Consider the following 25770-nt stretch of genomic DNA (forward strand, 5'->3'; position numbering starts at 1 on the left):
AACGGCAAGAAATATACCCTCGGCTATCCTCTTGTAGCTTGCCGCTGATAGCTGCCGTCTCCGACCTCTGTAGGATCCTGCCACATCTTGCCGTTTGGTGATCGAGAAAGCGGCACGTATGATGCATCCCAAACTCCCGCAGATTAGAAGCCTATGTCCCTGATAGTTCTACTGCTTCTGCCTTTTATTGGCAGCTGTCTGGCGGCCTTGCTGCCGCACAATGCACGTAACACCGAATCCCTGCTGGCGGGCCTTGTGGCCTTGGTCGGCACGATTCAAGTCGCCCTGCTCTACCCCCAGATCGCCCACGGTGGCGTGATCCGCGAAGAATTCATGTGGTTGCCCAGCCTCGGGCTGAACTTCGTGCTGCGCATGGATGGGTTCGCCTGGCTGTTCTCGATGCTGGTGCTGGGCATCGGCACGCTGGTGTCGCTGTACGCCCGCTACTACATGTCACCGGAAGACCCAGTGCCGCGTTTCTTCGCGTTTTTCCTGGCTTTCATGGGGGCCATGCTGGGCCTGGTGATTTCCGGCAACCTGATTCAGATCGTGTTCTTCTGGGAACTGACCAGCCTGTTCTCGTTCCTGCTGATCGGCTACTGGCACCACCGCGCCGATGCACGCCGGGGTGCCTATATGGCGCTGATGGTCACCGGTGCGGGCGGTCTGTGCCTGCTGGCCGGGGTGATGCTGCTGGGGCATATCGTCGGCAGCTATGACCTGGACCAGGTGCTGGCGGCGGGCGAGCAGATTCGCGCGCATTCGCTGTACCCGGTCATGCTGGCGCTGGTGCTGATCGGCGCCCTGAGCAAGAGCGCACAGTTCCCGTTCCACTTTTGGCTGCCCCACGCGATGGCGGCGCCGACCCCGGTTTCCGCCTACCTGCACTCGGCGACGATGGTGAAGGCCGGCGTGTTCCTGCTGGCCCGCCTGTGGCCGTCGCTGTCCGGCAGCGAAGAATGGTTCTGGATCGTCGGCGGTGCCGGCGCCCTCACCCTCCTCCTCGGCGCTTACTGCGCCATGTTCCAAAACGATCTCAAGGGCCTGCTGGCCTACTCCACGATCAGCCACCTCGGGCTGATCACCCTCCTGCTGGGCCTCAACAGCCCGCTGGCCGCCGTCGCCGCCGTGTTTCACATTCTCAACCACGCGACCTTCAAGGCCTCGCTGTTCATGGCCGCCGGCATCATCGACCACGAAAGCGGTACCCGCGATATCCGCAAGCTCAGCGGCCTGGTGCGGTTGATCCCGTTTACCGCGACCCTGGCGATGGTCGCGAGCGCCTCCATGGCCGGCGTACCGTTGCTCAACGGGTTCCTGTCCAAAGAGATGTTCTTCGCCGAAACCGTGTTCATCACCTCGACCGCCTGGGTGGAGTTCGCCCTGCCATTGATCGCGACCATTGCCGGTACGTTCAGCGTGGCCTACGCCCTGCGCTTCACTGTCGACGTGTTCTTCGGCCCGACCGCCACCAACCTGCCGCATACCCCACACGAACCGCCGCGCTGGATGCGCGCGCCGGTCGAGCTGCTGGTGTTCACCTGCCTGCTGGTGGGGATCTTCCCGGCCCAGGTGGTCGGTTCGATTCTCGCCGCCGCCGCCCTGCCGGTCGTGGGCGGAGTGCTGCCCGAGTACAGTCTGGCGATCTGGCACGGCTGGAATGCGCCGATGATCATGAGCCTGGTGGCGATGTCCGGTGGCGTGGTGCTGTACCTGCTGCTGCGCAAGCAGCTCAAGCGCGGGCGCTTCAAGTACCCGCCGATCATCAGCTACTTCAACGGCAAGCGCGGCTTCGAGCGCAGCCTGGTAGTGATGATGCGCGGCGTGCGCAAGATCGAAAAACGCATCAGCACCAAACGCCTGCAGACCCAGCTGTTCCTGCTGGTGCTGGCGGCAGTGATCGCCGGCCTGATCCCGATGCTGCACAGCGGCATCAGTTGGGGCGACCGCCCGAAAATCCCGGGGTCCATCGTGTTCGTGACCTTGTGGCTGCTGGCGATTGCCTGTGCCCTCGGCGCTGCCTGGCAGGCCAAGTATCACCGGCTGGCGGCCCTGACCATGGTCAGCGTGTGCGGCCTGATGACCTGCATCACCTTTGTGTGGTTCTCGGCGCCGGACCTGGCGCTGACGCAGCTGGTGGTCGAGGTGGTGACCACCGTGCTGATCCTGCTGGGCCTGCGCTGGCTGCCACGGCGGATCGAAGAAGTCTCGCCACTGCCCAGCTCGCTGCGCAAGGCACGTATCCGTCGCCTGCGTGACTTCCTGCTCTCCACTGTGGTGGGCGGCGGCATGGCGCTGCTGTCCTACGCGATGCTGACGCGCCAGACGCCCAACGACATTTCCTCGTTCTACTTGAGTCGCGCCCTGCCCGAAGGCGGCGGCAGCAATGTGGTGAACGTGATGCTGGTGGACTTCCGGGGTTTCGACACCCTGGGCGAAATCACCGTGCTCGGCGCCGTGGCGCTGACGGTGTACGCCCTGCTGCGCCGCTTCCGCCCGTCCAAGGAAAGCATGCAACTGCCGGCGCAACAGCGCCAGCTCGCGCCGGACGTGGCCACCGACCTGGTCAACCCGCGCCAGGCCAGCGACACCGCCCTGGGCTTCATGATGGTGCCGGCGGTGCTGGTGCGCCTGCTGCTGCCGATTGCGCTGGTGGTGTCGTTCTACCTGTTCATGCGCGGCCACAACCAACCGGGCGGCGGCTTCGTCGCCGGGCTGGTGATGTCGGTGGCGTTTATCCTGCAATACATGGTCGCCGGCACCCAGTGGGTCGAGGCGCAGATGAGCCTGCGGCCGATGCGCTGGATGGGCTTCGGGCTGTTCTCGGCGACCCTCACCGGGCTCGGTGCGCTGTTTGCCGGGTACCCCTTCCTGACCACGCACACCTGGCATTTCAGCCTGCCGCTGCTGGGCGACATTCATATCGCCAGCGCGTTGTTCTTCGACGTCGGCGTGTACGCCATGGTCGTCGGCTCGACGCTGCTGATGCTCACCGCCCTCGGTCACCAATCCGTACGAGCGCATAAACCGAGCAACCAGGCCAAAGTGGTTGCCGCAACGGAAGGAGCCGCCTGATGGAAGAAGTCATCGCAATCGCCATTGGGGTCCTGGCGGCCTCCGGCGTCTGGTTGATCCTGCGACCACGGACGTTCCAGGTGGTGATGGGCCTGTGCCTGCTGTCGTACGGGGTCAACCTGTTCATCTTCAGCATGGGCAGCCTGTTTATCGGCAAGGAGCCGATCATCAAGGACGGCGTGCCGCAAGACCTGCTCAACTACACCGACCCGCTGCCCCAGGCGCTGGTGCTGACGGCCATCGTGATCAGCTTCGCCATGACCGCCTTGTTCCTGGTGGTGCTGCTGGCCTCCCGGGGCCTGACCGGCACAGACCATGTGGACGGCCGGGAGCCCAAGGAATGACGTGGATGAATCAACTGATCGTCGCGCCGATCCTGCTGCCGCTGCTGACCGCCGCGTTGATGCTGATGCTCGGCGAGAAGCACCGCCCGCTCAAGGCGCGCATCAACCTGTTCTCCAGCATGATCGGCCTGGGTATCGCGATTCTGCTGCTGTACTGGACGCAAAAAGGCGGCCCTGGCTCGATTGGCGTGTACCTGCCGGGCAACTGGCAGGTGCCGTTCGGCATTGTGCTGGTGATCGACCAACTGTCGGCACTGATGCTGGTGCTGACGGGGATCATCGGGGTGAGCGCGCTGCTGTTCGCCATGGCCCGCTGGGACCGTGCCGGCACCAGTTTCCATGCATTGTTCCAGATCCAGATGATGGGCCTGTACGGCGCGTTCCTGACCGCCGACCTGTTCAACCTGTTCGTGTTCTTCGAGGTGCTGCTGGCGGCGTCCTACGGCTTGATGCTGCACGGCTCGGGGCGGGCGCGGGTATCGTCGGGGCTGCATTACATTGCGATCAACCTGCTGGCGTCGTCGTTGTTCCTGATTGGTGCGGCGATGATATACGGCGTCACCGGCACGCTGAACTTCGCTGACCTGGCGCTGAAAATCCCGCTGGTGCCCGAGGCTGATCGCGGCTTGCTGCACGCCGGTGCGGCAATCCTCGCCACCGCGTTCCTGGCCAAGGCCGGCATGTGGCCGCTGAACTTCTGGCTCGCGCCCGCCTATTCCTCGGCCAGCGCACCGGTGGCGGCGATGTTCGCGATCATGACCAAGGTCGGCGTGTACACCGTGCTGCGGTTGTGGACCCTGCTGTTCTCCGGCCAGGCCGGGGCCTCGGCGCTGTTTGGCGGCGACTGGCTGGTGTACGGCGGCATGGCCACGATCATCTGCGCGGCGCTGGCGATGATCGCTGCGCAGCGGCTGGAGCGCATGGCGAGCCTGAGCATCCTGGTTTCGGCCGGGATCCTGTTGTCGGCGGTGGGCTTTGCCCAGCCAAGCCTGACTGCCGGCGCGTTGTTCTATCTGGTCAGTTCCACGCTGGCGCTGAGCGCGCTGTTCCTGCTGGCCGAATTGATCGAACGCTCGCGCTCGGCCAATGACCTGCCGCTGGACGAGGAAATCGACGCGCTGCCCAAGGCCATGGAGTCCTTGCACCCGCGTCCGGGCGTCAACCTCGATGACGAGCAGAAAGCCGTGATCGGCCAGGTCATCCCCTGGACCATGGCCTTCCTCGGCTTGAGCTTCGTGGCGTGCGCCTTGCTGATCATCGGCATGCCGCCGCTGTCGGGGTTTATCGGCAAGCTCAGCTTGTTGAGTGCGCTGGTCAATCCGCTGGGCCTGGGCGTCAGTGTCGATGAGCCGATTCGTCCTGCGGCCTGGGGCCTGGTGGCGCTGCTGATCCTGTCCGGCCTGGCCTCGCTGATCGCTTTCGCCCGCCTGGGCATCCAGCGGTTCTGGACCCCGGAGGAGCGCCCCTCGCCGCTGCTGCGTCGCTATGAGTGCGTGCCGATCTTCTTCCTGCTGGGCTTGAGCATTCTGCTGACCTTCAAGGCCGAACCGTTGATGCGCTACACCCAGGCCACCGCCGAGAGCCTCAACAACCCGGAACACTACGTGATGGCCGTCATGGCAACGCGCCCGGTACCCAGCCCTGAAGCCAAGTCCGCCGCGCTGGAGGTGCAGCCATGAAGCGTCTGTTCCCTGCCCCGTGGCTGTCCCTGGCGTTGTGGGTATTGTGGCTGGTGTTGAACCTGTCGGTGAGCCCCGGCAACCTGCTGCTGGGTGCGTTGCTGGGCGTTCTTGCGCCCTTGCTGATGGCGCCGTTGCGGCCGTTGCCAATCCGTATCCGTCGCCCTGGGGTGATCATTCGCCTGTTCTTGCGCGTGGGCCGGGATGTGATCATCTCCAACCTGCAAGTGGCCTGGGGCGTGCTGACGTGTGGGTCACGCCCGCCGCGCTCGCGTTTTATCAAGATCCCCCTGGACCTGCGCGACGCCAACGGCCTGGCCGTGCTGTCGATGATCACCAGCGTCACGCCCGGCACCGTCTGGTCTGAACTGGCGCTGGACCGCAGCATCCTGCTGCTGCACGTGTTCGACCTGGATGACGAAGCGCACTTTATCCAGCACTTCAAGGATGCCTATGAACGGCCCCTCATGGAGATCTTCGAATGAGCGCCCTGCTTTCCAATGCGATCCTGTTCAGCCTGTTCCTGTTCTCGCTGGCCATGGTGCTGACCCTGGTCCGCCTGTTCAAGGGCCCGTCGGCCCAGGACCGGGTACTCGCGCTTGACTACCTGTACATCCTGGCGATGCTGATGATGCTGGTGCTGGGCATTCGGTATGCGAGTGACACCTACTTTGAAGCGGCGCTGCTGATTGCACTGTTCGGCTTCGTGGGCTCGTTTGCCCTGGCGAAATTCCTGCTGCGTGGGGAGGTGATTGAATGATGCCGTTGTGGATGGAAATCGTTGTCGCAGTGCTGCTGGTGCTCAGCAGCGTGTTTGCGTTGATTGGCGCGCTTGGCTTGCTGCGGATGAAGGACTTCTTCCAGCGCATGCACCCGCCTGCCCTGGCTTCGACGCTGGGCGCCTGGTGCGTGGCGTTGGCGTCGATTATCTATTTTTCGGTGCTCAAGTCCGGGCCGGTGTTGCACGGCTGGCTGATCCCAATCTTGCTCTCGATCACGGTGCCGGTAACCACGTTGCTATTGGCGCGCACCGCGCTGTTTCGCAAGCGCATGGCGGGCGATGATGTACCCGCCGAAGTCAGCAGCCGCCGCTGATTCATCAAGCGAACACAGTAAAAAATGTGGGAGCGAGCTTACTCGCGAATGCGGTTTTTCAGTCAGCACATCAGCGACTGACCTACCGCATTCGCGAGCAAGCCCGCTCCCACATTTGGTTTTGCATCAGACAAATGATCTGATGTGCGCCGCCAACTCCGCTAGCTCGGCATCATCCGCCCGCACAAAATCGTGGGACGAGATATAGCCCTCATAGGCTTCGAAGAACTTCTCCACCTTGGAGCTGATGGGCTTGAAGGTACTGTCCCCGCCCGTCCCATGCATGGGAAACAACTTCGCATGCAGATGATCCACTCCATACCCTTCCAGCATCATCCCCGTACGGGCCACATCCGGAAACGCGCGGTCGATCTGTTGCGCAGTCTTCTTCGCGGCGATAGCAAGCCCGGCCAACACCTCATCCGACTGCGCAAACGCATAGCTGCCGTAGTGCTGCTTGGGGATTACCACGCTGAAACCCGGTGTGTTGGGAAAGATCGAAAGAAACGCCATATGCTGGTCGTCTTCCCACAAGATGTGCGCCGGGGAAGTCTTTTGAACGATGCTGCAGAAAATACACGTCATTTGAATCTCCATCAGTGGCTCTTGTTGCCCTTCAGATAGCACAGATTCCGTTACAAGATCGACGCGCCGAACCTGCGAAACCGTGGCATCCAATCATCGAGAATCTGCGCCGACGCCAGCACGTGATGCGCCCGCCCGATCAATAGCCGACGTGGCACAAAGCCGATGTATCGCGAGTCATCGCTGTTATCGCGGTTATCCCCCAGCATGAAATAGCTGTCGGCCGGCACCACCACTGGCGCGAAATTGCGCATCGCCCGCACCGTCGGCATGAACTGCACAGTACGCTGGCGGTTGGCGGCCAATTCGTTCAGCTTGATCCCAGGTACCGTATGACCTGGGACAATTGGCTCGCTGATGTCCTGCGCATCGCTGTAGGTGGCTGGCGTACCGTTGACCCACAGCACTTCATCGCGCATTTCCAGGGTGTCACCGGGAACGCCGACAATCCGCTTGATCAGGCGCATGCCATCCTTGGGTGACGAAAACGTCACCACATCGCCGCGCTGGGGGTTATCGAGGTGGGCCAGGGAAATATCCGTGAGCGGGACCTTGAGGTCATACGCTACGCGATTGACCAGCACCACATCGCCTTCCAGCAAGGTCGGGCGCATGGAGCCGGAGGGAATCGGATTCCAGTCGGCCAGGGAGGTACGGAAAACGCCGAAGCATATCCAGAAAATGATTGCGTAACGGTAACGGATCAACCAACTTCGCATACATCCTCGCGCGACAGAAAAGGGCATCAGGATTGTTTCTCAGACGCCCGGTTGTGGCACGCGAGGATTAAATGAGTATTAGCGTCAAAGCGCACTAAAAGGAGTTTTCGCCATGGATATCCGCTGTTCCGTTTTTATCGCAACCAGCATCGACGGTTTTATTGCCCGTCCAGACGGTGATATCGAATGGTTGCACCGACCGGAATACGAAACCGCCGAGCTGAACGGCGTGACCTATGAACGCTTCATCGCCACGGTCGATGCACTGGTAATGGGTCGCAAAACCCTGGAGAAAGTCTTGTCCTTCCCGGACTGGCCCTACGAGGACACCCCCGTCATTGCCCTCTCCCTTCAGCCTCTGCAGATCCCTGCGCATCTGGAGGGCAAGGTCGAGGTCTTGGCAGGAGACGTCACCTCACTCGTGGCAACGTTAGCCGAACGCGGTATGAAGCACCTCTATATCGACGGTGGCCAGACGATCCAGGCGTTTCTTGAAGCGGGCTTGGTCAATGAGCTGATCATTACGCGTATCCCGGTTTTGCTGGGGCAAGGCATTCCACTGTTCAGCCAGGTTGGCAGTGAGCAGGAGCTGCAGCATGTTGGCACCTACGTGTCGGACAATGGTTTTGTGCAAAGTCGGTATCAAGTAATGTCAGGCGCTCACGCCGCGCAATAATGGATTTCTCTGAAGGAACAGACCATGAACCCACCCCTCGCATTGGTCGCAGGCATAGGCAGCCGTAATCGCTCCATCGGCAAAGCCGGCGGGCTGTTGCGAATGGTGCCGGATGATCTGCGCAGATTCGCTGCCAAGACGATTGGCAAGCCGGTCATCATGGGCCGAAAAACCTTCGAGTCGGTCATTGCCCTCAGCGGTAGGCCATTGGCCAATCGGCCCAACATCGTGCTGTCCAGAAACCCCGACTATGTGCACGAGCACGCGATCGCCTGCCAATCCCTGGCAGCGGCACTAGAACGCGCAGCCCTCTACACCCCCGAGGAAATTCATATCGGTGGCGGGCCAGAGCTTTATGACCAAGCGATACACCTTGTGGACAGGCTGTACCTGACCCTGTTCAACGATGATCACGAGGGTGAAGCCAGGTTTCCGCGTTTTGAGGATGAGTTCGTTGAGGTCTGCCGCCATGGCGTCCGACAGCACGAGGGCCTTGAGTATGAATGGGTGGACTACGTCAGGCGTAGATAACGACGGCATGAAGCGGCCACGCTAAAAACTGTAGGGGCTGGCTTGCCAGCTCCCACATTTGGATCGGGGACATCTGCGGATCGGCCGCGTCTGCCAACAATCCATTGACTAAATCCTTCTGAAAAACCATAGCCGTCCGTTGAAGGCTATGGCGTGTTTATCGTACCCAGACGCTGCCGGTCAACGCTACGGAGGACCTGGCGTCAGCTCAAGCGCTGGCAAGCATTTGGCTTTTCACAGAAAAATCGGAAACCGAAGAATTCGCGAAGTGGACACGGTAAAAATGTGGGAGCGGGCTTGCTCGCGAAGGCGGTGTGTCAGCCACTGCAGCTGTGACTGACACACCGCCTTCGCGAGCAAGCCCGCTCCCACAATGGATCGAGTGAGCCGTTAAACCGGCATGCAAAAAAACGCCCCGAACCAGTCGGGGCGTTTTCCATTCAGCGTTTACCAATCAAGCCTGATCAGCCAACCGCCACGTCGTCCCACCCTTCCCGTCTTCCAACACCACACCCATCGCGGTCAGTTGGTCACGGATACGGTCGGATTCCGCCCAGTCCTTATTGGTACGGGCGGTCAAGCGCGCCTGGATCAACGCATCGACTTCAGCCGCATCCACACGCCCTTCGGCGCCGGCTTGCAGGAAGTCATCGGCTTCCATCTGCAACACGCCGAGCACGCTGGCCAGCTCTTTCAAGCGCGCCGCCAGGCCCGCCGCTGCATCGAGATCGCTCTCGCGCAGGCGGTTGATCTCGCGCACCATCTCGAACAGTACCGCGCAGGCTTCCGGGGTGCCGAAGTCGTCGTTCATGACTTCGGTGAAGCGCGCCACGAAACCTTCGCCGCCGGCCGGGGCCACGGCGGGCAGACCTTTCAACGCGTGGTAGAAACGCTCCAGGGCGCCCTTGGCGTCCTTGAGGTTGTCTTCGGAGTAGTTGATGGCGCTGCGGTAGTGGCTCGACACCAGCAGGTAACGCACGACTTCCGGGTGGTACTTTGCCAGCACGTCGCGAATGGTGAAGAAGTTGTTCAAGGACTTGGACATCTTCTCGCCATTGATACGGATCATGCCGCAGTGCATCCAGGCGTTGGCGTAGGTCTTGCCGGTGGCGGCTTCGCTCTGGGCGATTTCGTTTTCATGGTGCGGGAACTCGAGGTCGCTGCCGCCGCCGTGGATGTCGAAGGTCTCGCCCAGGCAGCAGGTGGACATCACCGAGCATTCGATGTGCCAGCCCGGACGCCCGGCGCCCCAGGGCGACTCCCAGCTCGGCTCGCCGGGCTTGGTGGCTTTCCACAGCACGAAGTCGAGCGGATCCTGCTTGGCTTCGTCGACTTCGATGCGTGCGCCGATGCGCAGGTCTTCGATTTTCTTGCGCGACAGCTTGCCGTAGCCCATGAACTTGGCGACGCGGTAGTACACGTCACCATTGCCCGGGGCGTAGGCGTAACCCTTGTCGATCAGGGTCTGGATCATCGCGTGCATGCCAGGGATGTGGTCGGTGGCACGCGGTTCCATGTCCGGCTTGAGGATGTTGAGGCGGGCCTCGTCCTCGTGCATCGCGGCGATCATGCGCTCGGTCAGCGCGTCGAACGACTCGCCGTTTTCGTTGGCGCGGTTGATGATCTTGTCGTCGATGTCGGTGATGTTGCGCACGTAGGTCAGGTCATAACCACTGAAGCGCAACCAGCGCGTCACCAGGTCGAAGGCAACCATGCTGCGGCCGTGGCCGATGTGGCAGTAGTCGTACACGGTCATGCCGCACACGTACATGCGCACCTTGTTGCCATCCAGCGGCTTGAAGACTTCTTTGGTCTTGCTGAGTGTGTTGTAGATCGTTAGCACGACAAATCCCTTAAATCACTGGCCCCACGAATCACGCAAGGTCACGGTACGGTTGAATACCGGAGCGCCTGGTTTCGAGTCCTTGATATCCGCGCAGAAGTAACCTTCGCGCTCGAACTGGAAACGGTCTTCCGGCTGTGCGTCGCCAAGCGATGGCTCGGCACGACAACCAGTGAGTACTTGCAGGGAGTCAGGGTTGATGTTGTCCAGGAAGCTGGCGCTGTCCTCGGCCTTTTCAGGGTTCGGCGAGCGGAACAGACGATCGTACAGGCGCACTTCGCACTCGATGCTGGCAGCGGCCGGCACCCAGTGGATCACGCCCTTGACCTTGCGGCCTTCAGGGTTCTTGCCCAGGGTGTCCGGGTCGTACGAGCAACGCAGTTCGACGATGTTGCCGTCGGCGTCCTTGATCGCTTCGTCAGCGCGGATCACGTAGCTGCCGCGCAGGCGCACTTCGCCGTTCGGCTCCAGGCGCTTGTAGCCTTTTGGCGGCTCTTCCATGAAGTCATCGCGGTCGATGTAGATCTCACGCGCGAACGGCAGCTTGCGCACACCGAGTTCTTCTTTCTGCGGGTGACGCGGCAGTTCGAGGTGGTCGACCTTGTCTTCCGGGTAGTTGGTGATCACGACTTTCAACGGACGCAGCACGCACATGGCGCGTGGGGCGTTGGCGTCGAGGTCTTGACGGATGCTGAACTCGAGCATGCCGTAGTCGACCACACCGTCGGAGCGGTTGGTGCCGACCATCTCGCAGAAATTGCGGATCGATGCCGGGGTGTAGCCGCGACGGCGGAAACCCGACAGCGTCGACATGCGTGGGTCGTCCCAGCCGTGCACGTGCTTTTCATCGACCAGTTGCTTGAGCTTGCGCTTGCTGGTGATGGTGTAGTTCAGGTTCAGGCGGCTGAACTCGTACTGGCGCGGGTGCGCCGGCACCGGCAGGCTGTCGAGGAACCACTCGTACAGCGGGCGATGGCTTTCGAACTCGAGGGTGCAGATCGAGTGGGTGATGCCTTCGATGGCGTCCGACTGACCGTGGGTGAAGTCGTAGTTCGGGTAGATGCACCACTTGTCACCGGTCTGGTGGTGATGAGCGTGGCGAATGCGGTACATGATCGGGTCGCGCAGGTTCATGTTCGGCGAGGCCATGTCGATCTTGGCGCGCAGTACGCGGGCGCCGTCCGGGAACTCACCGGCGCGCATGCGGGCGAACCAGTCGAGGTTCTCTTCCACCGAACGGTCGCGGAACGGGCTGTTCTTGCCCGGCTCGGTCAGCGTGCCACGGTATTCCTTGGCTTGCTCCGGGGTCAGGTCGTCGACATAGGCCTTGCCGGCCTTGATCAGCTCGACGGCCCAGTCGAACAACTGGTCGAAATACTTCGAGGCGTAGCGCACTTCACCGGACCATTCGAAGCCCAGCCACTTGATGTCGCTTTCGATGGCGTCGATGTATTCCTGGTCTTCCTTGGCCGGGTTGGTGTCGTCGAAACGCAGGTGCGTGACGCCACCGAACTCCTGGGCCAGGCCGAAGTTCACACAGATCGACTTGGCGTGACCGATGTGCAGGTAGCCGTTGGGCTCTGGCGGGAAGCGGGTGACGATCTGCGTGTGCTTGCCCGAATCCAGGTCCGCCTGGATGATCGGGCGCAGGAAATTGACCGGGACGGCAGGTCCGGCCTTGGAATTCGAGGTAGGGTCGACAGTGGGCTTGCTCATAGGATCCTTGAACAGACAGGTTCGTGGCCGGTTGGGGCCAAGTAAAACAAAGGGCTTATCATAGCCGAAGCGGTCAAGCCGCTGACAGAGCGTGGCCAAAAACTGCTGCATTTAATGCACGGGCGGTAAAAAACCACCTCGAAATTCCTGCCGGGCACGCTAAACTGCGCGCCTTGGCCGCGATTTCGCCAACCTGGTAAGGCGCGCAGGCGTCCAAACCCACGAATTCCCTGAAAAGAGTAGTGAACATGACTCAAGTCAAACTGACCACCAACCACGGTGACATCGTCATCGAGCTGAACGCCGAGAAAGCGCCGATCACCGTCGCCAACTTCATCGAATACGTTAAGGCCGGCCACTACGAAAACACTGTTTTCCACCGTGTCATCGGCAACTTCATGGTCCAGGGCGGCGGTTTCGAGCCTGGAATGAAGGAAAAGAAAGACAAGCGTCCAAGCATCCAGAACGAAGCGGACAACGGCCTTTCCAACGACAAGTACACCGTCGCCATGGCCCGTACCATGGAGCCGCATTCGGCCTCCGCGCAGTTCTTCATCAACGTCGCCGACAACACTTTCCTGAACCACAGCGGCAAGAACGTTCAAGGCTGGGGCTACGCAGTGTTCGGTAAAGTCACCGAAGGCCAGGACGTCGTCGACAAGATCAAAGGCGTGCAGACCACCGGTAAAGCCGGTCACCAGGACGTTCCGGTAGAAGACGTGATCGTCGAGAAAGCCGAGATCGTTGAGTGATATTGCTGATTTCAGATTTGCATCTGGAAGAGGAGCGCCCGGACATCACCCGGGCGTTTCTGGATCTGCTCCACAACCGCGCCCGTGGCGCCCAGGCGTTGTACATTCTGGGGGACTTCTTCGAAGCCTGGATTGGCGACGATGGGATGACGCCCTTCCAGCGCTCGATTTGCGCAGCCTTGCGCGAGCTGAGCGACAGCGGCACCCCGATTTTCATCATGCATGGCAACCGCGATTTCCTCATCGGCAAGGGGTTCTGCAAAGCTGCAGGCGCCACCTTGCTCAAGGACCCGAGTGTCGTGCAGCTCCATGGCGAGCCTGTGCTGTTGATGCACGGCGACAGCCTCTGTACCCGCGACCTTGGCTATATGAAGCTGCGGCGCATCCTGCGTAACCCGATCGTGCTGTTTATCCTGCGCCACCTGCCGCTGCGCACCCGCCACAAGCTGGCGCGCAAGCTGCGCAGTGAAAGCCGCGCGCAAACGCGCATGAAGACCAACGACATCGTCGACGTCACCCCCGAGGAAGTGCCCAGGGTGATGCAGCAGTTCGGCGTGCGCACCCTGGTCCACGGCCACACGCACCGCCCGGCCATCCATAAGTTGCAGATTGGAGACCAGGCGGCCAAGCGCATCGTGCTGGGGGACTGGGACAAGCAAGGCTGGGCCTTGCAGGTGGATGAGCAAGGGTTTCAGCTGGCGGCGTTTGACTTTGTGAACCCGCAACTGGCGTTGCCTGGTGCTTGATTCCCAAACACCGCGCATCCCTTGTGAATTGAGGTCCTAATGTGGGAGCTGGCTTGCCTGCGAAGGCGGTGTGTCAGTCAATTCATTTATCGACTGATCCTGCGCCTTCGCGAGCAAGCCCGCTCCCACCTTTGTTGATCGCGTGCTGTCTCAGGTTGAGGTTGTAAACCCGCAATTGGTGTTGCCTGGCGTCTGATTCCCAAACACCACACATCCCTTGTGAACAGAGATCCAAATGTGGGAGCTGGCTTGCCTGCGAAGGCGGTCTGTCAGTCAATTCATTTATCGACTGATCCGGCGCCTTCGCGAGCAAGCCCGCTCCCACCTTTGTTGATCGCGCGCTGTCTCAGCTTGAGGTTGTGAACCCGCAGTGGGCATTGCCTGGCGCCTGATTCCCAAACACCGCGCATCCCTTGTGAACAGAGATCCAAATGTGGGAGCTGGCTTGCCGGCGAAGGCGGTGTGTCAGTCGATTCATTTATCGACTGATCCTGCGCCTTCGCGAGCAAGCCCGCTCCCACCTTTGTTGACCGCGTGCTGTCTCAGCTTGAGGTTGTGAAGCCGCAATTGGTGTTGCCTGGCGCCTGATTCCCAAACACCGCGCATCCCTTGTGAACAGAGATCCAAATGTGGGAGCTGGCTTGCCTGCGAAGGCGGTGTGTCAGTCCATTCATTTATCGACTGAACCGGCGCCTTCGCGAGCAAGCCCGCTCCCACCTTGTTGATCGCGCGCTGTCTCAGCTTGAGGTTGTGAACCCGCAATTGGTGTTGCCTGGCGTCTGATTTTCAAACACCACGCATCCCTTGTGAACAGAGATCCAAATGTGGGAGCTGGCTTGCCTGCGAAGGCGGTCTGTCAGTCAATAGATTTATCGACTGAACCACCGCCATCGCCAGCAAGCCGGGTCCTACAAGGCTCGGGATGATCCGGGTATCAGTGCCCGGAGGCTTCCGGCCCGGCCTTCGCGCCGAACGGCGGCTTGGCCAGCCATACCAGCAACATCAAGCCCATGAACATCCACCCCAGCAACGTGAAGTAGTCCACGGTGGACATCATGTACGCCTGGCTGGTGAGGATCTGGTCCAGCTGCGCGTACGCCTTGTGCCCTGCCCCACCGAGCGCTTGCAGCGCGTCGCGGGTGGCCGAGTCGTAGGTGGTCATGTTTTCGCTCATGTACGCATGGTGCTGGTCCGCGCGGCGAATCCAGATCCAGGTGGTCAGCGAGGCCGCGAAGCTGCCGCCCAGGGTGCGCAGGAAGGTCGCCAGGCCGGCGCCGTCGGCAATTTGCTGGGGCGGCAAATCGGACATCAGGATGCTCAGGGTCGGCATGAAGAACAGCGCCACGCCAATGCCCATGAACAGCTGCACCAGGGCGATGTGGGTGAAGTCCACTTCGTTGGTGAAGCCGGCACGCATGAAGCAACTCAGGCCAATCGCCAGGAACGCCAGGCCTGCCAGCAGGCGCAGGTCGAATTTGTGCGCGTACTTACCGACAAACGGCGACATCAGCACCGGCAGGATGCCGATCGGCGCCACCGCCAGGCCGGCCCAGGTCGCGGTGTAGCCCATCTGCGTTTGCAGCCACTGCGGCAGGATCAGGTTGATGCCGAAGAAGCCCGCATACCCCAGGATCAACACGATGGTGCCGATGCGGAAGTTCCGGTAGGCGAACAGCCGCAGGTTGACCACCGGGTGTTTGTCGGTGAGTTCCCAGATGATGAACACCGCCAGGGCAATCACCGAAATGGCCGCACCGATGATGATGAAGTTGGACTCGAACCAGTCCAGGTCGTTGCCCTTGTCGAGGATGATCTGCAAGGCGCCGACCCCGACGATCAGGCTCAACAGCCCCACATAGTCCATCGGCTGGTAACTGGTGACCACCGGGCGTTTCTTCAGCTGCGAACGCACCACCATCACCGCGAAGATCCCGATGGGCACGTTGATGAAGAAGATCCACGGCCAGCTGTAGCTGTCGGTGATCCAGCCGCCGAGGATCGGCCCGGCAATCGGGGCCACCACCGTGACCATTGCCAGCAACGCCAGGGCCATGCCGCGCCTCGCCGGCGGGTAGACCGCGATCAGCAGCGTCTGGGTCATCGGGTACAACGGCCCGGCAACCAGGCCTTGCACGACCCGAAAGGCGATCAGCTCGGGCATCGAGGTGGAAATACCGCACAGGAACGACGCCAGCACAAACAGCAGGGTCGCCCACAGGAACAGCTTCACCTCGCCAAAGCGTCGGCTCAACCAGCCGGTCAGCGGCAAGGCAATCGCGTTGCTCACCGCAAACGAGGTGATCACCCAGGTGCCCTGCTCCGAACTCACGCCAAGGTTGCCGGAAATGGTCGGCAACGCCACGTTGGCGATGGTGGTGTCGAGCACCTGCATAAAGGTCGCCAGCGACAGGCCAATAGTGGCCATCAACAGGCTGGGTGGCGTGAAGGAGGCGTTATTGCTCATCAGCGTTGCGCAGCCTTGGGTGCGGCGCTGCTGTTGTCATGGATCAACTGCGTGATCATGGCGTCAGCCTCGGCCAGTTGGCGGTCATACACGTTGGTGGTGAACGAAGCCTTTTGCGGCGCCTGCTGCGCCAGGACCGGGCCGCTCTGGTCGTGCAGGTCGACATTGACCACGGTGCTCAAGCCCACTCGCAGCGGGTGCTTGGCCAGCTCATCGGCGTTGATGTGGATACGCACGGGTACGCGCTGCACGATCTTGATCCAGTTACCGGTGGCGTTCTGCGCCGGCAGCAGGGCAAACGCGCTGCCGGTACCGGCGCCCAGGCTGTCCACGGTGCCGCTGAATTTCACGTCACTGCCGTAGATGTCCGACTCGATATCCACCGGCTGGCCGATGCGCATGTCGCGCAGTTGGGTTTCCTTGAAGTTGGCGTCGATCCACAGCTGGTCCAGCGGAATCACCGCCATCAGCGCAGTGCCCGGCTGGACGCGCTGGCCCAGTTGCACGGTACGCTTGGCCACATAGCCGGTGACCGGCGCGATCAAGGTGCTGCGCGCATTGGTCAGGTAGGCCTGGCGCAGTTGTGCGGCGGCGGCCTGGACGTCCGGGTGCGACGAAATCACGGTGTCGTCCACCAGCGCGCTGGTGGTCTTGAATTGCTGCTGCACGTTGGCCAGGGCGTTTTGCGCCGAGGTCAGGTCGTCACGGGCGTGGGAGAGTTCTTCCTGGGAAATCGCGCCGCCCGCGGCGAGGTTCTTACGACGGTTGTAGTTGTCCTGGGCCTTCTGCACATTGGCTTGCTGCGCCAGCACCTGGGCTTTCATCCCATCGACGTTGCTGTACAAACCCCGCACCTGGCGCACAGTGCGGGCCAGGTTGGCCTGGGCACTTTGCAGGCCGACGGCGGCATCATTCGGGTCGAAGTTGACCAGCACCTGGCCTTCGTGGACCAGGTCGCCGTCGTCGGCGCCGATGCTGACCACGGTGCCGGTGACCAACGGGGTGATCTCGACCACGTTGCCGTTCACATAGGCGTCGTCGGTGCTTTCATTGAAGCGGCCGTAGAGCTCATACCAGCCCCACACGCCCAGCACGCCGAGGATGACGATCAGCGCGAGGCCGATCAGCATGATCTTGCGTTTACGCGGGTTGTTGTCCGTTTTGGGTTGTTCGGTGGCTTTGGGTTGTTCGCTTGCGTTGGTGTTTTCGGCAGTGGCCATGACAAATACCTCAAATTATTCCGTGCGTGTGGCTGGGGTGGTCGCTGCCACGTTGTTGGCGCTGTAGCCGCCACCCAGGGCCTGCATCAATTGAATCGACAGATCGATCTGCGCTGCATTCAGCGTCGCCAGCTGGCGCTGGGCCTGCAGCAACTGCTGCTCGATGCTCAGCACATCCAGGTAGTTGCCGATGCCGGAGCTGTAGCGCTGCACCCCGGTGTCGTAGGACTGCTGGGCAATGTCCGCGGCGTGTTGCTGGGCCTGGATCTGCCGACCGGTGTCACGCAGTTGCGACAGGGTGTTGCCGATATCGCCCAGGGCTTGCACCAGGGTCTTGTTGTACTGGGCCACCGCCAGGTCGTAGTCGGCGTCGCGGGCGTCGAGGTCGGCGCGCAGGCGGCCACCGTCGAAGATCGGCAGCGAGATCGTCGGCGCGATGCTGAAGAAGCGGCTGGCCGACCCGAACATCGCGTCACCCAGCAACGACTCGGCCCCGGCGCTCGCGCTCAGGTTGAGGTTGGGGTAGAAGTTGGCCTTGCCGGCGGCGATATTCTTGCTCGCCGCCTCCACGCGCCAACGCGCGGCGATCAGGTCCGGGCGACGGCCGAGCAATTCGGCCGGCAATACCGACGGCACCGCCACGGCGCTGGGTTTCAGCACGCTGGGACGGGTCAACTCACCGCCACGGTCCGGGCCTTTGCCGAGCAGCACGGCGAGGGCGATCTTGGCGCTCTGCAGTTGCTTTTCCGCATCGATCAGTTGCGACTGGGAGCTGGCTTCCAGGCTTTCGGTCTGCTGGTACTGGTACTGGCTGTCGATGCCGGAGTTGAGCCGACGCTTGCCCAGGTCGAGCATTTGCCGGGTGCGCTTGAGGTCATCATTGGCCAGGTCACGCACGATATGCGCCTGGCACAAATCGCTGTAGGCCTTGGCCACGTTGGCGGCGAGTGTCAGGCGTGCGGCCTGCTGGTCGACTTCGGCGGCACGTGCCTGGCCCAGCGCGGCTTCCCACGCGGCGCGCTGGCCACCCCAGAGGTCGAAGTTGTAATTGAAGCTGGCGCCGATATTACGCACGGTGGCGTAGGCATCGCCCTGCCCCAGCGGGTCCTGATCCTTGGCCAGGCGTGAGCGGCTCACACCGGCGCTGGCGTCGAGGGTCGGCATGCGAGCGGCATTCGCCGCATAGGCAGCGGCTTCGGCCTGATGGGCACGGGCGCTGGCCACTTGCATGTCGGGGCTGTTCTGCAGGGCTTCCTGGATCAGGCCGTCGAGCTGGGGGTCGCCCAGGCTTTTCCACCAGTCGGCGGTGGGCCAGGCAGCACTCGACAGCGTCACGCCGCTCAAGGACTTACCGGCCTGCAAGGTATTGGCGTCGAGGCGCTGGCCCTGGGTGTCGAGGCCGCTGAAGTTGGCGCAACCGGCCATGCTCATGGCCACCAGCACCAGGCTAAGGGCACGTGTGTTCATTCTTTACCTACCCGCTGCAGGGTGATGGGATCACCGGCAGCTATCAGAATTTTCTTGAGGATCTTTTCCAGGGTTTGCAGCTCACCGGGCTCCAGGGCGCCGGCCAACTGATTCAGCGCATCGGCGCCGATGTGCGGCAGCATGTCCGCCAGGCGCTGGCCTTCGGTGGTCAGCACCAGCTGCACCTGGCGGCGGTCCAGCTCGGAACGCTTGCGCCCCAGCAGGCCCTTTTGCTCCAGGCGGTCGAGCATGCGTGTCATCGAGCCGCTGTCCAGGGACAGGTTGCGGCACAGCTCCGCCGGGGTGTCGACGCCGTACTGGGCCATGATGATCAGCACCTTGAACTGCGCGGCGGTGATGCCATGGGGTTCCATATGGGTGTCGATGATGCGGTCTTTGAGCAGTGCGGCGCGGCCCAGCAACAGGCCGAGATGGCAGTTGTGGAAGTTGTCAGGGGTGAAGTGTTTCATCGGAAGTCACCTTATTACTGCCTAGGCAGTGAATGTATGACGAGATGTTACTGCTTAGGCAGCGAATGTCAAATGGAATAATTAGCTTGCTTGCTAATTAGCTGACAGGCGGCAGAAAATCGCAACTGCAGGCGCAGGCTTGCCGGCGATGGCTGTGTATCAGTCAATGAAAAGATCGACTGATGAACCGCTATCGCCGGCAACAGGGGAAGGTCAGAAATCGCGCTTGTAGAAGATATCCAGGGAGCTGGCCACGCCGCTCGCCACTTCCAGGTACACCTTCTTGCTCAGCAGATAACGCAAGGCAATGGTGCTGGCCGGTTCGAACACCCCGACCCCGTAGCGCAGACTGAGTTTCTCGGTGATCTTGCCGCTGGCCACCACCGCCGTGGTGGTGCCACTGCCCTGGGTGTCGAGGTCAAAATCCTGGATACCGAGTTTATTGGCGATGTCCGAGGTCACCCCGGCGCTGCCCATCAGCCCCAGGCCCAAGGCGGCTTGGGCAAGCATGTTGTTGTCTTCGCCGGTGCTGCTCAGCGGACGCCCCAGTACCAGGTAGGACAGCGCCTGCTCCTGGCTCATCGCCGGCTCCGAGAAGATCTGCGTGGTCGGCTGCTCGGCGCTGCCGCTGAGGCGGATACCGGCGACCACGTCGTCGGTCTTGCGGACCGCTTCGATGTCCAGGTAGGGCTGGTCGATCGGCCCGGCGAACAGCAGGCGTGCGCGACGCACATCGAGTCGCTGCCCGTAGGCGCGGTAGCGGCCGTCGTTGAGCCACAGCTCGCCACGGGTGTCCATGTTGTCGCCGATGTGCACATGGCCCTGCACCTTGGCGGTCAGGCCGAAGCCGGCGAAGTTGAGCTTGTCCTCGCCCACCGCGACGTCGATATCCATGGCCATCGCCATCGGTGGCTTGCCCTCCTCGGTCTGACTGCCGACGATCACCGTGTCGTCCGAGACCTTGACCGTCGACGGTGGCAGCTCACGCACGGTGATGTCGCCGCGCGGGATCTGCACCTTGCCGGCAATCGCCAGTTTGTCGTTCTTCAGGCTGATCTTCAGGTCGGGCGCCACTTCCAGCACCGCATAGGGCTCTACCGTGACCGGCAGTTGCGAGCCTTGCAGGCTGAGGTCCACCACCAGCGCCTGGCCCCAGTCGATCTGGCCCTTGAGGCTGCCCTGCCCGGCCTTGCCACTGCGCCAGGCGCCATTCAATTGCACACTCTCGCCGGCAATCAGCGCCTGCACGTTCAGGCCTTCAAGGCTGACCGGCAGTTGCGGCCCGGACACTTCACCGCCCACCAGGTTGACGTTGCCGTTGACCTGCGGCGCCAGCAATCCGCCGGAAATCCGCCCGCTGCCGTTGAGCTTGCCGGTGAGTTTTTCCACCATCGGCACAAACGGCCGCGCCACGGCGAGGTCGAGGCCAGTAAGGCTGAAGTTGCCGGTGATCGGCTTGTTTTTCGGCAGTGGATTGATCTGCGCCTGCAGCAACAGCTCGCCGAGCTGGCCGCCACGGAAGTTCAGCTGGGTGTCGATGCGCTTGGGGTTGAGGGTGGTTTCCAGCTTGAGGGTGTCATAGGGGAAATCCAGCCACTGGTCCTTGTCCTTGACGCGCATAGTGCCGCCGCTGGCATCCACCGAGATCACGCCTTTGGGCCCGCTATCGGGCAGGTCGAGTTGTACGTCGGCATTCAGCTTGCCCTGCCACGCGAAGTCCTTGGGCAAAAACGCCGCCAGGCTGTCGATGGGGAACTGCTTGAGGTGGTAGCGCAGCTTCGGCTCGGGCATCAGGCGCTGGTCTTCACCGCACAGGCTGGCCGCGCCGGACACCCAGCAGTGCGCGGCAAATGTCAGCTTGCCGTCGGCCAGGCGTTCGATTTTTGCCGGGGCCTGCAGCTTCCAGTCCTGGCCCCCGGCTTGCAAATCGCCACTGGCCAGGCGCCCGCGCCAGTTGCCTTTATCGAGGTTGCCATCCAGGGCCAGGGCCAGTTTGACCAACGGACCGGCCAGGTCCAATTGGACCTTCTGGCTCTTAATATCGCCTTGGGCACTGGCCGTGAGGGTGCCGACCTGAGTGTCGCCGGCCTGGATGCCGCTGCCCTTGAGGTCGATCCTGGCGCGCTGGGTGCTGTCCAGGTTGGCGTCCAGGCTCAGGCTTTGCAGGCGATTATCGGCGAATGCCAGTTGCTGGCCCTTGAGGTCGAGCTTGCCTTGCGGCGCCTGGAGGCTGCCGGCCACGTCGAGCCGGCCATTGACCTGCCCGCGCAGCTGCGGCCACAGCTGGGCCAGGCGCGCCAGCTTGATATCGATCTGCCCGGCCAGGCGTTGCTGCAGGCTGCCGCTGCCGTTGATGCGGTTGTCGCCCAGGCGAATATCCAGGTTGGCCAGGGTCCATTGCTCGCCCGCGCCTTCGGCCTTGGCGGCCAGCACGGCGGTTTGCCCGCGCAGGCGGCCCTTGAGGTCGAGGTCGGCGTTGAGCTTGAGCTGTTCGTTCTTGAATTCACCTTGGCTGCGCAGCGGCCCGGCCAGGGTGCCGGGCAACTCGGCGACCCAGTACGCCGGGTTCAACGCCGACAGGTCGAGCGCGGTGTCCCAGGCGATGCCGTCGGCAAACTGCAAGTTGAGGTGGCCTTCGGCCTTGCCTTGGCCGGCGCTGAGTTTCAACTCGGGCAGGAACACTTGTTTGAGGTCGCCGCTGAAGGGCGTGACCACCGTGAACTTGCCAGCCGGGCCGTCGAGGTCGGCCTTGAGATTGCCGAGGTAGTTGCCGTCCTTGTAGGAGACTTCACCGTTGAAGGTGCGCAATACGACCTGTGGCTCGTCGATCAGCGGGTACAGGCGATGCCACGGGAAGTCCAGCCAATCGATCCTGGCCTCGGCGCTGAAGCCTTGTTGCCAGTCCAGCTGCGCCGTCAGTTTCAGGCTCTGGCGGTCACCGGCCTTCAGGTCGAGGCCGGCGATCTGCGCGCCCTTGGCGTCGACCTTGCCTTGCAACAGCAGGTCCACCGGGCCTTTTTCCGCCGGCAGCACGGCCTTGCCCAGCAGTTGGTAGCCGCTGCTCAAGTCGCCTTTGGCGCTGAGGTCGAGTTGATTGAGTTGCAGGGTGTCGGGCAAATCGGCGCTCGGCTTGAAGCCGTCCGCGGTGATGTGCAACTGCGCGGGCAGGTTTTCCGCCAGGGGCTGCAGCTCGCCGCTGAGTTTGGCCGGCAGGTAACCGCTGCTGTCGGCGTCGAGCTTGAGGGTCTTGAGCAAATCGCCCTCGACCTTGAGCGCCACTTTCCACGGCGCACCGCCGGGGGCGTAAGGCAGGCTCAGGTCACCGCTGGCGGTCAACGGCCAGTCGCCGCTGGGTTGCAGCAGGCCAGCAAGGTCCAGCACCAGGTCGTCGCGTTGCAGGTGCACCGAGTCGATCTGCATCCCGGCGGCGGTCCAGTGCGCTGCCAGCTGCAGGCCCTTGAGTTCCTCGCTGCCATTGAACAGCAGGCTGCCGACGCGAACGTCGCCCAATTGAATGGAAACGGGCAACTTCAGATCCGGCAATTGAATCGGCCCGCGGCTCTCTTCGGTGCTCGGCGCAAACTGCAGGCTGACTTGATCCACGTCCAGGCGATTGATGCACACGGTCATGCGCAACAGGCACGCCGGCGACCAATCCAACGTCGGCGCCTTCAGCTCGACACGACTGCCGTCTTGCGCCCACAGCAGATGGTCGGCGCTCCACTGGCCGCCCAAATGCCCTTGGAAATTCTCCACGCTCAACCCCGGCACACGCCCCAGGGCCCAGCGACTGCCGGCCTGGGTGCCGAGGATTGCCCACAGTGCCAGCAACAGCACGGCGAGGATTGCCAGTACGGCCAGCCCCGCTATTTTTACACCACGCATCACAGCTCAGGCCCCATGGAAAAGTGCAAACGAACGCCGCCCGGGTCTTCCAGGGCATGGGCCAGGTCCAGGCGGATCGGCCCCACCGGCGAGACCCAGCGAATGCCGACACCGACGCCGGTCTTGAGGCTGGGCAGCTCCAGGGAATTGAACGAGTTGCCCTGGTCGATAAAGGTTGCGATCCGCCATTTCTCGGCGATGGAATATTGGTACTCGGCGCTCAGGGCCACCATGTAGCGGCCGCCGATACGGTCGCCGCGGTCGTTCTCAGGCGAGAGCGTCTGGTACTCGTAACCACGCACGCTCTGGTCGCCACCGGCGAAGAAACGCAGCGACGGCGGCACCGACTTGTAGCCATTGGTCGCGCTGCCGCCGACCTGGGCCCGGGCCAGGAACCGGTGGTTGTCCCACAGGGTGGTCAAACCCTTGATCATGGCCGTGCCGTAAAGCAGGTTGGTGTCGGAGCCCAGGCCCTCCTTCGCAACCTTGGTGTCGAACTGCAGGCGGTAGCCGTTGTGCGGGTCGATGCGGTTATCGCTGCGCAGGTAGGAATAGCTGATGCCGGGCATGACCAGGTTGCTGAGGCCGGAGTCATTGCCCAACCGATATTCTTCGCGCTGGTATTTGAGCGAGATCACGCGGGTCCAGCCGCTGGGCAACTTGCTGTGCCATTCAGGTCCGAGGGTGAGCAATTTACTCAAGGTGTCGGTATTGGCGATCTCTTCATTCTGGTAACCGCCGGCGAAGCGCAATTTATCGGTGAGCGGCGGGTCCAGCGGAATGTCGTACCACAGGCCGACGTTCTGGCGTGGCGCCGACAGTTCGGCCTCCCAACCATAGCTGTGGCCCTGGGGGTTGACCCAGTGACGGGTCCAGTTGGCCTTGCCGCGCGGGCCGACGTCGGTGGAGAAACCCAAGCCCAGGCCCATGGTGCGCGGCTTGCGGGTTTGCAGGTTGACGGCCACCGGGATCACGTCTTTGCTCGAGGCCGCTGGGGCGGCGTCCACGCGCACGCCTTCGAAAAAGCCGCTGGCCTGCAGGTTCTGGTTGAGTTCGGCGATCAGTTCGGAATCGTAGGGGTCACCGCTTTTGAACGGCACCATGCGTTGCAGCAGGTCTTCGTCAAACGGCGTATCGCCGGCAAAGCTGACCTTGCCCAGGGTGTAGCGCGGGCCACTGTCATAGATGAGTTCGATATCGGCGACGCCGGCCTGCGGGTCAACCGAGAGTGTCTGGCGAGTAAAGCGCCCGCTGAAAAAGCCGTAGCGCGACGCCTGGTTCTGGATCAGGCGCTTGGCGTCTTCGTAATGGCCGTGGTTGAGCACGGCGCCGGATTTGAGGTCGTCACTGGCGGGCACGCGAAACGTCTTGAGGTTCGCGGCAGGACCGTCGACCCGAATGGTCACGTTGCGCAAATGCACCGGCTCGCCGGGGTCGATGGTGAGGATCAGGCGCGGGTTCTTGCCGCCCTTCACGTCACTCTCGATCAGTGGCTGATAGAAACCCAGTGCCTGCGCGGCTTTGCGCGCCTGCTCCTCGGCGCCACGGCTGAACCGCAGCAAGGCCTCTTCATCACGATCGCCCACCCCGCCGATATAGCCTTCGATGTTGGCTTTCAACGCGTCGTTTGATGGCTTGATCCGCACGTCCAATTCGCTTTGTGCGAATGCACCGCAGCTGGTGAACAGCAGAACCAAGCCGCTGGTAAATCTTCCTGGAAACTTCATAGGCGCGGATGCTACACGAGCAAGGGAGACTCTTTGAACTCAGAATTGTCTGAATAATTCTGTCTTAAGCCGTTGCAGCATGTAACACCTGCGGATTGGGGTGGAAAAAAACGTGCTCAAGGACAGGTCCTATAGCGACTTCGCCGATTTCCTCGTAGCCCTGACGCTTGTAGAACTCCAGATAGCGAGAATTCCCCGTGTCCAGCACCACACCGGACGAATGCGGGTCTTCGGCGCACCAATTGTGTACGGCTTCCAGCAGTTGCTCGCCGTAATGCTTGCCCTGGAATTGCGGATGAATGCCCAGCAGCGGCAGCACATGCACCGATTCGCTGGGCAGGCAGGCCAACACCGCCTGATGGTATTCGAGGTAGCGACGGGTGCCGCGCACACCGGTGCTCAACCACATGCGCAGCTGCCAGGCCCAGCTTTCGGTGATCCCCAGACGCCGTTGCGGGGGGGCGATCAACGCAATGCCGATCAGGCGGTCGTTGATGAACAGGCCAATCGCCGGCAGTTTCTGGAAAAAGTGCTGCTTGACCAGCTCGCGCACGGTGGCACGGACCCGTTGTTCATAGCCTGGGCGCTCGGCCTCAAAGATGTAGGCGAACGTCGGCTCATGCCGATAGGCCTGGTACAGCAGGGAGCGGGCCTCGCGGGAATAGCCGCTGTTGAGCAGGCGAATGTCGGCAATGGCAGTCGAGGTTTCAGGCATACAGTCAATCTCCCTGGGCACCACTCAAAAGGTGGCGTTCTTATGGGTACGAACCTACGCA

General features: G+C 62.1%; 21 protein-coding genes. 10 read left to right on the plus strand and 11 right to left on the minus strand.

Translation table 11 applies throughout. The features are described from left to right. Nucleotides 1-153 precede the first annotated feature (153 nt). From JFU04_RS18055 to JFU04_RS18080, 6 genes are read left to right on the plus strand one after another with little or no spacing between them, the layout of a single operon-like run. Nucleotides 154-3075, plus strand: coding sequence for a monovalent cation/H+ antiporter subunit A (locus tag JFU04_RS18055; protein ID WP_201145210.1), 2922 nt, complete (start codon nucleotides 154-156; stop codon nucleotides 3073-3075). Beyond that, the gene (locus tag JFU04_RS18060; RefSeq protein ID WP_003192163.1) at nucleotides 3075-3419 is read left to right on the plus strand and encodes a Na+/H+ antiporter subunit C; all 345 of its coding nucleotides are present in this window, start codon (nucleotides 3075-3077) and stop codon (nucleotides 3417-3419) included. Before JFU04_RS18055 ends, JFU04_RS18060 begins: the two co-directional genes overlap by 1 nt. Then, nucleotides 3416-5098 (plus strand): monovalent cation/H+ antiporter subunit D, encoded by a 1683-nt coding sequence (locus tag JFU04_RS18065; RefSeq protein WP_201145212.1) that lies wholly within the window; start codon nucleotides 3416-3418, stop codon nucleotides 5096-5098. The genes JFU04_RS18060 and JFU04_RS18065 overlap by 4 nt, the downstream gene beginning before the upstream one ends. After that, nucleotides 5095-5583 (plus strand): Na+/H+ antiporter subunit E, encoded by a 489-nt coding sequence (locus JFU04_RS18070; protein ID WP_106803394.1) that lies wholly within the window; start codon nucleotides 5095-5097, stop codon nucleotides 5581-5583. Before JFU04_RS18065 ends, JFU04_RS18070 begins: the two co-directional genes overlap by 4 nt. Continuing rightward, nucleotides 5580-5858 carry a K+/H+ antiporter subunit F gene (locus JFU04_RS18075; RefSeq protein WP_003211751.1) on the plus strand — a complete coding sequence of 93 codons (279 nt, stop codon included), beginning with the start codon at nucleotides 5580-5582 and terminating at the stop codon, nucleotides 5856-5858. Before JFU04_RS18070 ends, JFU04_RS18075 begins: the two co-directional genes overlap by 4 nt. Beyond that, on the plus strand, nucleotides 5855-6193 hold the full coding sequence (locus tag JFU04_RS18080) for a Na+/H+ antiporter subunit G (protein WP_065901007.1): 339 nt from the start codon (nucleotides 5855-5857) through the stop codon (nucleotides 6191-6193). Before JFU04_RS18075 ends, JFU04_RS18080 begins: the two co-directional genes overlap by 4 nt. Nucleotides 6194-6319: 126 nt before the next feature. Here JFU04_RS18080 and JFU04_RS18085 read toward each other — a convergent pair whose 3' ends face one another. Together JFU04_RS18085 and lepB are read right to left on the minus strand one after the other, a co-directional pair. After that, a complete protein-coding gene (locus JFU04_RS18085; protein WP_065901211.1) occupies nucleotides 6320-6778 on the minus strand; it encodes an HIT family protein in 459 nt (152 codons plus the stop codon). 50 nt (nucleotides 6779-6828) lie between these two features. Further along, nucleotides 6829-7497 (minus strand): signal peptidase I, encoded by a 669-nt coding sequence (gene lepB, locus JFU04_RS18090; RefSeq protein WP_065901009.1) that lies wholly within the window; start codon nucleotides 7495-7497, stop codon nucleotides 6829-6831. 112 nt (nucleotides 7498-7609) lie between these two features. Here lepB and JFU04_RS18095 point away from each other — a divergent pair, with 112 nt between their 5' ends. Together JFU04_RS18095 and JFU04_RS18100 are read left to right on the plus strand one after the other, a co-directional pair. Further along, complete coding sequence (locus tag JFU04_RS18095) at nucleotides 7610-8173, plus strand: dihydrofolate reductase family protein (RefSeq protein ID WP_201145214.1); 564 nt, start codon at nucleotides 7610-7612, stop codon at nucleotides 8171-8173. Between the two features lie 24 nt (nucleotides 8174-8197). Then, nucleotides 8198-8704 carry a dihydrofolate reductase gene (locus tag JFU04_RS18100; RefSeq protein ID WP_201145217.1) on the plus strand — a complete coding sequence of 169 codons (507 nt, stop codon included), beginning with the start codon at nucleotides 8198-8200 and terminating at the stop codon, nucleotides 8702-8704. Between the two features lie 454 nt (nucleotides 8705-9158). On the opposite strand, the gene cysS is transcribed toward JFU04_RS18100, so the two are convergent. Next, on the minus strand, nucleotides 9159-10547 hold the full coding sequence (gene cysS / locus JFU04_RS18105; protein WP_065901022.1) for a cysteine--tRNA ligase: 1389 nt from the start codon (nucleotides 10545-10547) through the stop codon (nucleotides 9159-9161). 15 nt (nucleotides 10548-10562) lie between these two features. Beyond that, nucleotides 10563-12263, minus strand: coding sequence for a glutamine--tRNA ligase/YqeY domain fusion protein (locus tag JFU04_RS18110; protein WP_106803390.1), 1701 nt, complete (start codon nucleotides 12261-12263; stop codon nucleotides 10563-10565). Between the two features lie 248 nt (nucleotides 12264-12511). Between JFU04_RS18110 and JFU04_RS18115 the strand changes: the two genes are divergently transcribed. Next, complete coding sequence (locus JFU04_RS18115) at nucleotides 12512-13015, plus strand: peptidylprolyl isomerase (RefSeq protein ID WP_003211783.1); 504 nt, start codon at nucleotides 12512-12514, stop codon at nucleotides 13013-13015. Then, nucleotides 13012-13761, plus strand: coding sequence for a UDP-2,3-diacylglucosamine diphosphatase (lpxH, locus tag JFU04_RS18120; RefSeq protein ID WP_106803389.1), 750 nt, complete (start codon nucleotides 13012-13014; stop codon nucleotides 13759-13761). The genes JFU04_RS18115 and lpxH overlap by 4 nt, the downstream gene beginning before the upstream one ends. A gap of 934 nt (nucleotides 13762-14695) precedes the next feature. Here lpxH and JFU04_RS18125 read toward each other — a convergent pair. The 7 genes from JFU04_RS18125 to JFU04_RS18155 all read right to left on the minus strand — a co-directional run bounded on the left by JFU04_RS18125 (nucleotide 14696) and on the right by JFU04_RS18155 (nucleotide 25709). Beyond that, nucleotides 14696-16225, minus strand: coding sequence for a DHA2 family efflux MFS transporter permease subunit (locus JFU04_RS18125; protein ID WP_065901037.1), 1530 nt, complete (start codon nucleotides 16223-16225; stop codon nucleotides 14696-14698). Further along, a complete protein-coding gene (locus JFU04_RS18130; protein WP_065901042.1) occupies nucleotides 16225-17445 on the minus strand; it encodes an HlyD family secretion protein in 1221 nt (406 codons plus the stop codon). Before JFU04_RS18130 ends, JFU04_RS18125 begins: the two co-directional genes overlap by 1 nt. A 15-nt stretch (nucleotides 17446-17460) precedes the next feature. Further along, the gene (locus JFU04_RS18135; protein ID WP_201145219.1) at nucleotides 17461-18912 is read right to left on the minus strand and encodes an efflux transporter outer membrane subunit; all 1452 of its coding nucleotides are present in this window, start codon (nucleotides 18910-18912) and stop codon (nucleotides 17461-17463) included. Continuing rightward, entirely contained in the window at nucleotides 18909-19382 is a 474-nt protein-coding gene (locus JFU04_RS18140; RefSeq protein ID WP_065901046.1) for a MarR family winged helix-turn-helix transcriptional regulator, read from the minus strand. The genes JFU04_RS18135 and JFU04_RS18140 overlap by 4 nt, the downstream gene beginning before the upstream one ends. Nucleotides 19383-19595: 213 nt before the next feature. Then, nucleotides 19596-23267: a translocation/assembly module TamB domain-containing protein gene (locus tag JFU04_RS18145; protein WP_201145221.1), complete on the minus strand. Its 3672-nt coding sequence runs from the start codon at nucleotides 23265-23267 to the stop codon at nucleotides 19596-19598. Continuing rightward, on the minus strand, nucleotides 23267-24994 hold the full coding sequence (locus JFU04_RS18150) for an autotransporter assembly complex protein TamA (RefSeq protein ID WP_106803386.1): 1728 nt from the start codon (nucleotides 24992-24994) through the stop codon (nucleotides 23267-23269). The genes JFU04_RS18145 and JFU04_RS18150 overlap by 1 nt, the downstream gene beginning before the upstream one ends. 64 nt (nucleotides 24995-25058) lie before the next feature. Beyond that, complete coding sequence (locus JFU04_RS18155) at nucleotides 25059-25709, minus strand: GNAT family N-acetyltransferase (RefSeq protein ID WP_065901053.1); 651 nt, start codon at nucleotides 25707-25709, stop codon at nucleotides 25059-25061. Nucleotides 25710-25770: the final 61 nt, after the last annotated feature.

The sequence above is a fragment of the Pseudomonas sp. TH21 genome, from assembly GCF_016651025.1.
GTDB classification, from domain to species: Bacteria; Pseudomonadota; Gammaproteobacteria; order Pseudomonadales; family Pseudomonadaceae; genus Aquipseudomonas; species Aquipseudomonas aylmerensis.

What these genes read in the sequence shown, in the direction of transcription:
- JFU04_RS18055 (WP_201145210.1), top strand. Translation starts at nt 154, where the DNA reads ATGTCCCTGATAGTTCTACTGCTTCTGCCTTTTATTGGCAGCTGTCTG.
- JFU04_RS18060 (WP_003192163.1), top strand. Translation starts at nt 3,075, where the DNA reads ATGGAAGAAGTCATCGCAATCGCCATTGGGGTCCTGGCGGCCTCCGGC.
- JFU04_RS18065 (WP_201145212.1), top strand. Translation starts at nt 3,416, where the DNA reads ATGACGTGGATGAATCAACTGATCGTCGCGCCGATCCTGCTGCCGCTG.
- JFU04_RS18070 (WP_106803394.1), top strand. Translation starts at nt 5,095, where the DNA reads ATGAAGCGTCTGTTCCCTGCCCCGTGGCTGTCCCTGGCGTTGTGGGTA.
- JFU04_RS18075 (WP_003211751.1), top strand. Translation starts at nt 5,580, where the DNA reads ATGAGCGCCCTGCTTTCCAATGCGATCCTGTTCAGCCTGTTCCTGTTC.
- JFU04_RS18080 (WP_065901007.1), top strand. Translation starts at nt 5,855, where the DNA reads ATGATGCCGTTGTGGATGGAAATCGTTGTCGCAGTGCTGCTGGTGCTC.
- JFU04_RS18085 (WP_065901211.1), bottom strand. Translation starts at nt 6,778, where the DNA reads ATGACGTGTATTTTCTGCAGCATCGTTCAAAAGACTTCCCCGGCGCAC.
- lepB (WP_065901009.1), bottom strand. Translation starts at nt 7,497, where the DNA reads ATGCGAAGTTGGTTGATCCGTTACCGTTACGCAATCATTTTCTGGATA.
- JFU04_RS18095 (WP_201145214.1), top strand. Translation starts at nt 7,610, where the DNA reads ATGGATATCCGCTGTTCCGTTTTTATCGCAACCAGCATCGACGGTTTT.
- JFU04_RS18100 (WP_201145217.1), top strand. Translation starts at nt 8,198, where the DNA reads ATGAACCCACCCCTCGCATTGGTCGCAGGCATAGGCAGCCGTAATCGC.
- JFU04_RS18110 (WP_106803390.1), bottom strand. Translation starts at nt 12,263, where the DNA reads ATGAGCAAGCCCACTGTCGACCCTACCTCGAATTCCAAGGCCGGACCT.
- JFU04_RS18115 (WP_003211783.1), top strand. Translation starts at nt 12,512, where the DNA reads ATGACTCAAGTCAAACTGACCACCAACCACGGTGACATCGTCATCGAG.
- JFU04_RS18125 (WP_065901037.1), bottom strand. Translation starts at nt 16,225, where the DNA reads ATGAGCAATAACGCCTCCTTCACGCCACCCAGCCTGTTGATGGCCACT.
- JFU04_RS18130 (WP_065901042.1), bottom strand. Translation starts at nt 17,445, where the DNA reads ATGGCCACTGCCGAAAACACCAACGCAAGCGAACAACCCAAAGCCACC.
- JFU04_RS18135 (WP_201145219.1), bottom strand. Translation starts at nt 18,912, where the DNA reads ATGAACACACGTGCCCTTAGCCTGGTGCTGGTGGCCATGAGCATGGCC.
- JFU04_RS18140 (WP_065901046.1), bottom strand. Translation starts at nt 19,382, where the DNA reads ATGAAACACTTCACCCCTGACAACTTCCACAACTGCCATCTCGGCCTG.
- JFU04_RS18145 (WP_201145221.1), bottom strand. Translation starts at nt 23,267, where the DNA reads ATGCGTGGTGTAAAAATAGCGGGGCTGGCCGTACTGGCAATCCTCGCC.
- JFU04_RS18150 (WP_106803386.1), bottom strand. Translation starts at nt 24,994, where the DNA reads ATGAAGTTTCCAGGAAGATTTACCAGCGGCTTGGTTCTGCTGTTCACC.
- JFU04_RS18155 (WP_065901053.1), bottom strand. Translation starts at nt 25,709, where the DNA reads ATGCCTGAAACCTCGACTGCCATTGCCGACATTCGCCTGCTCAACAGC.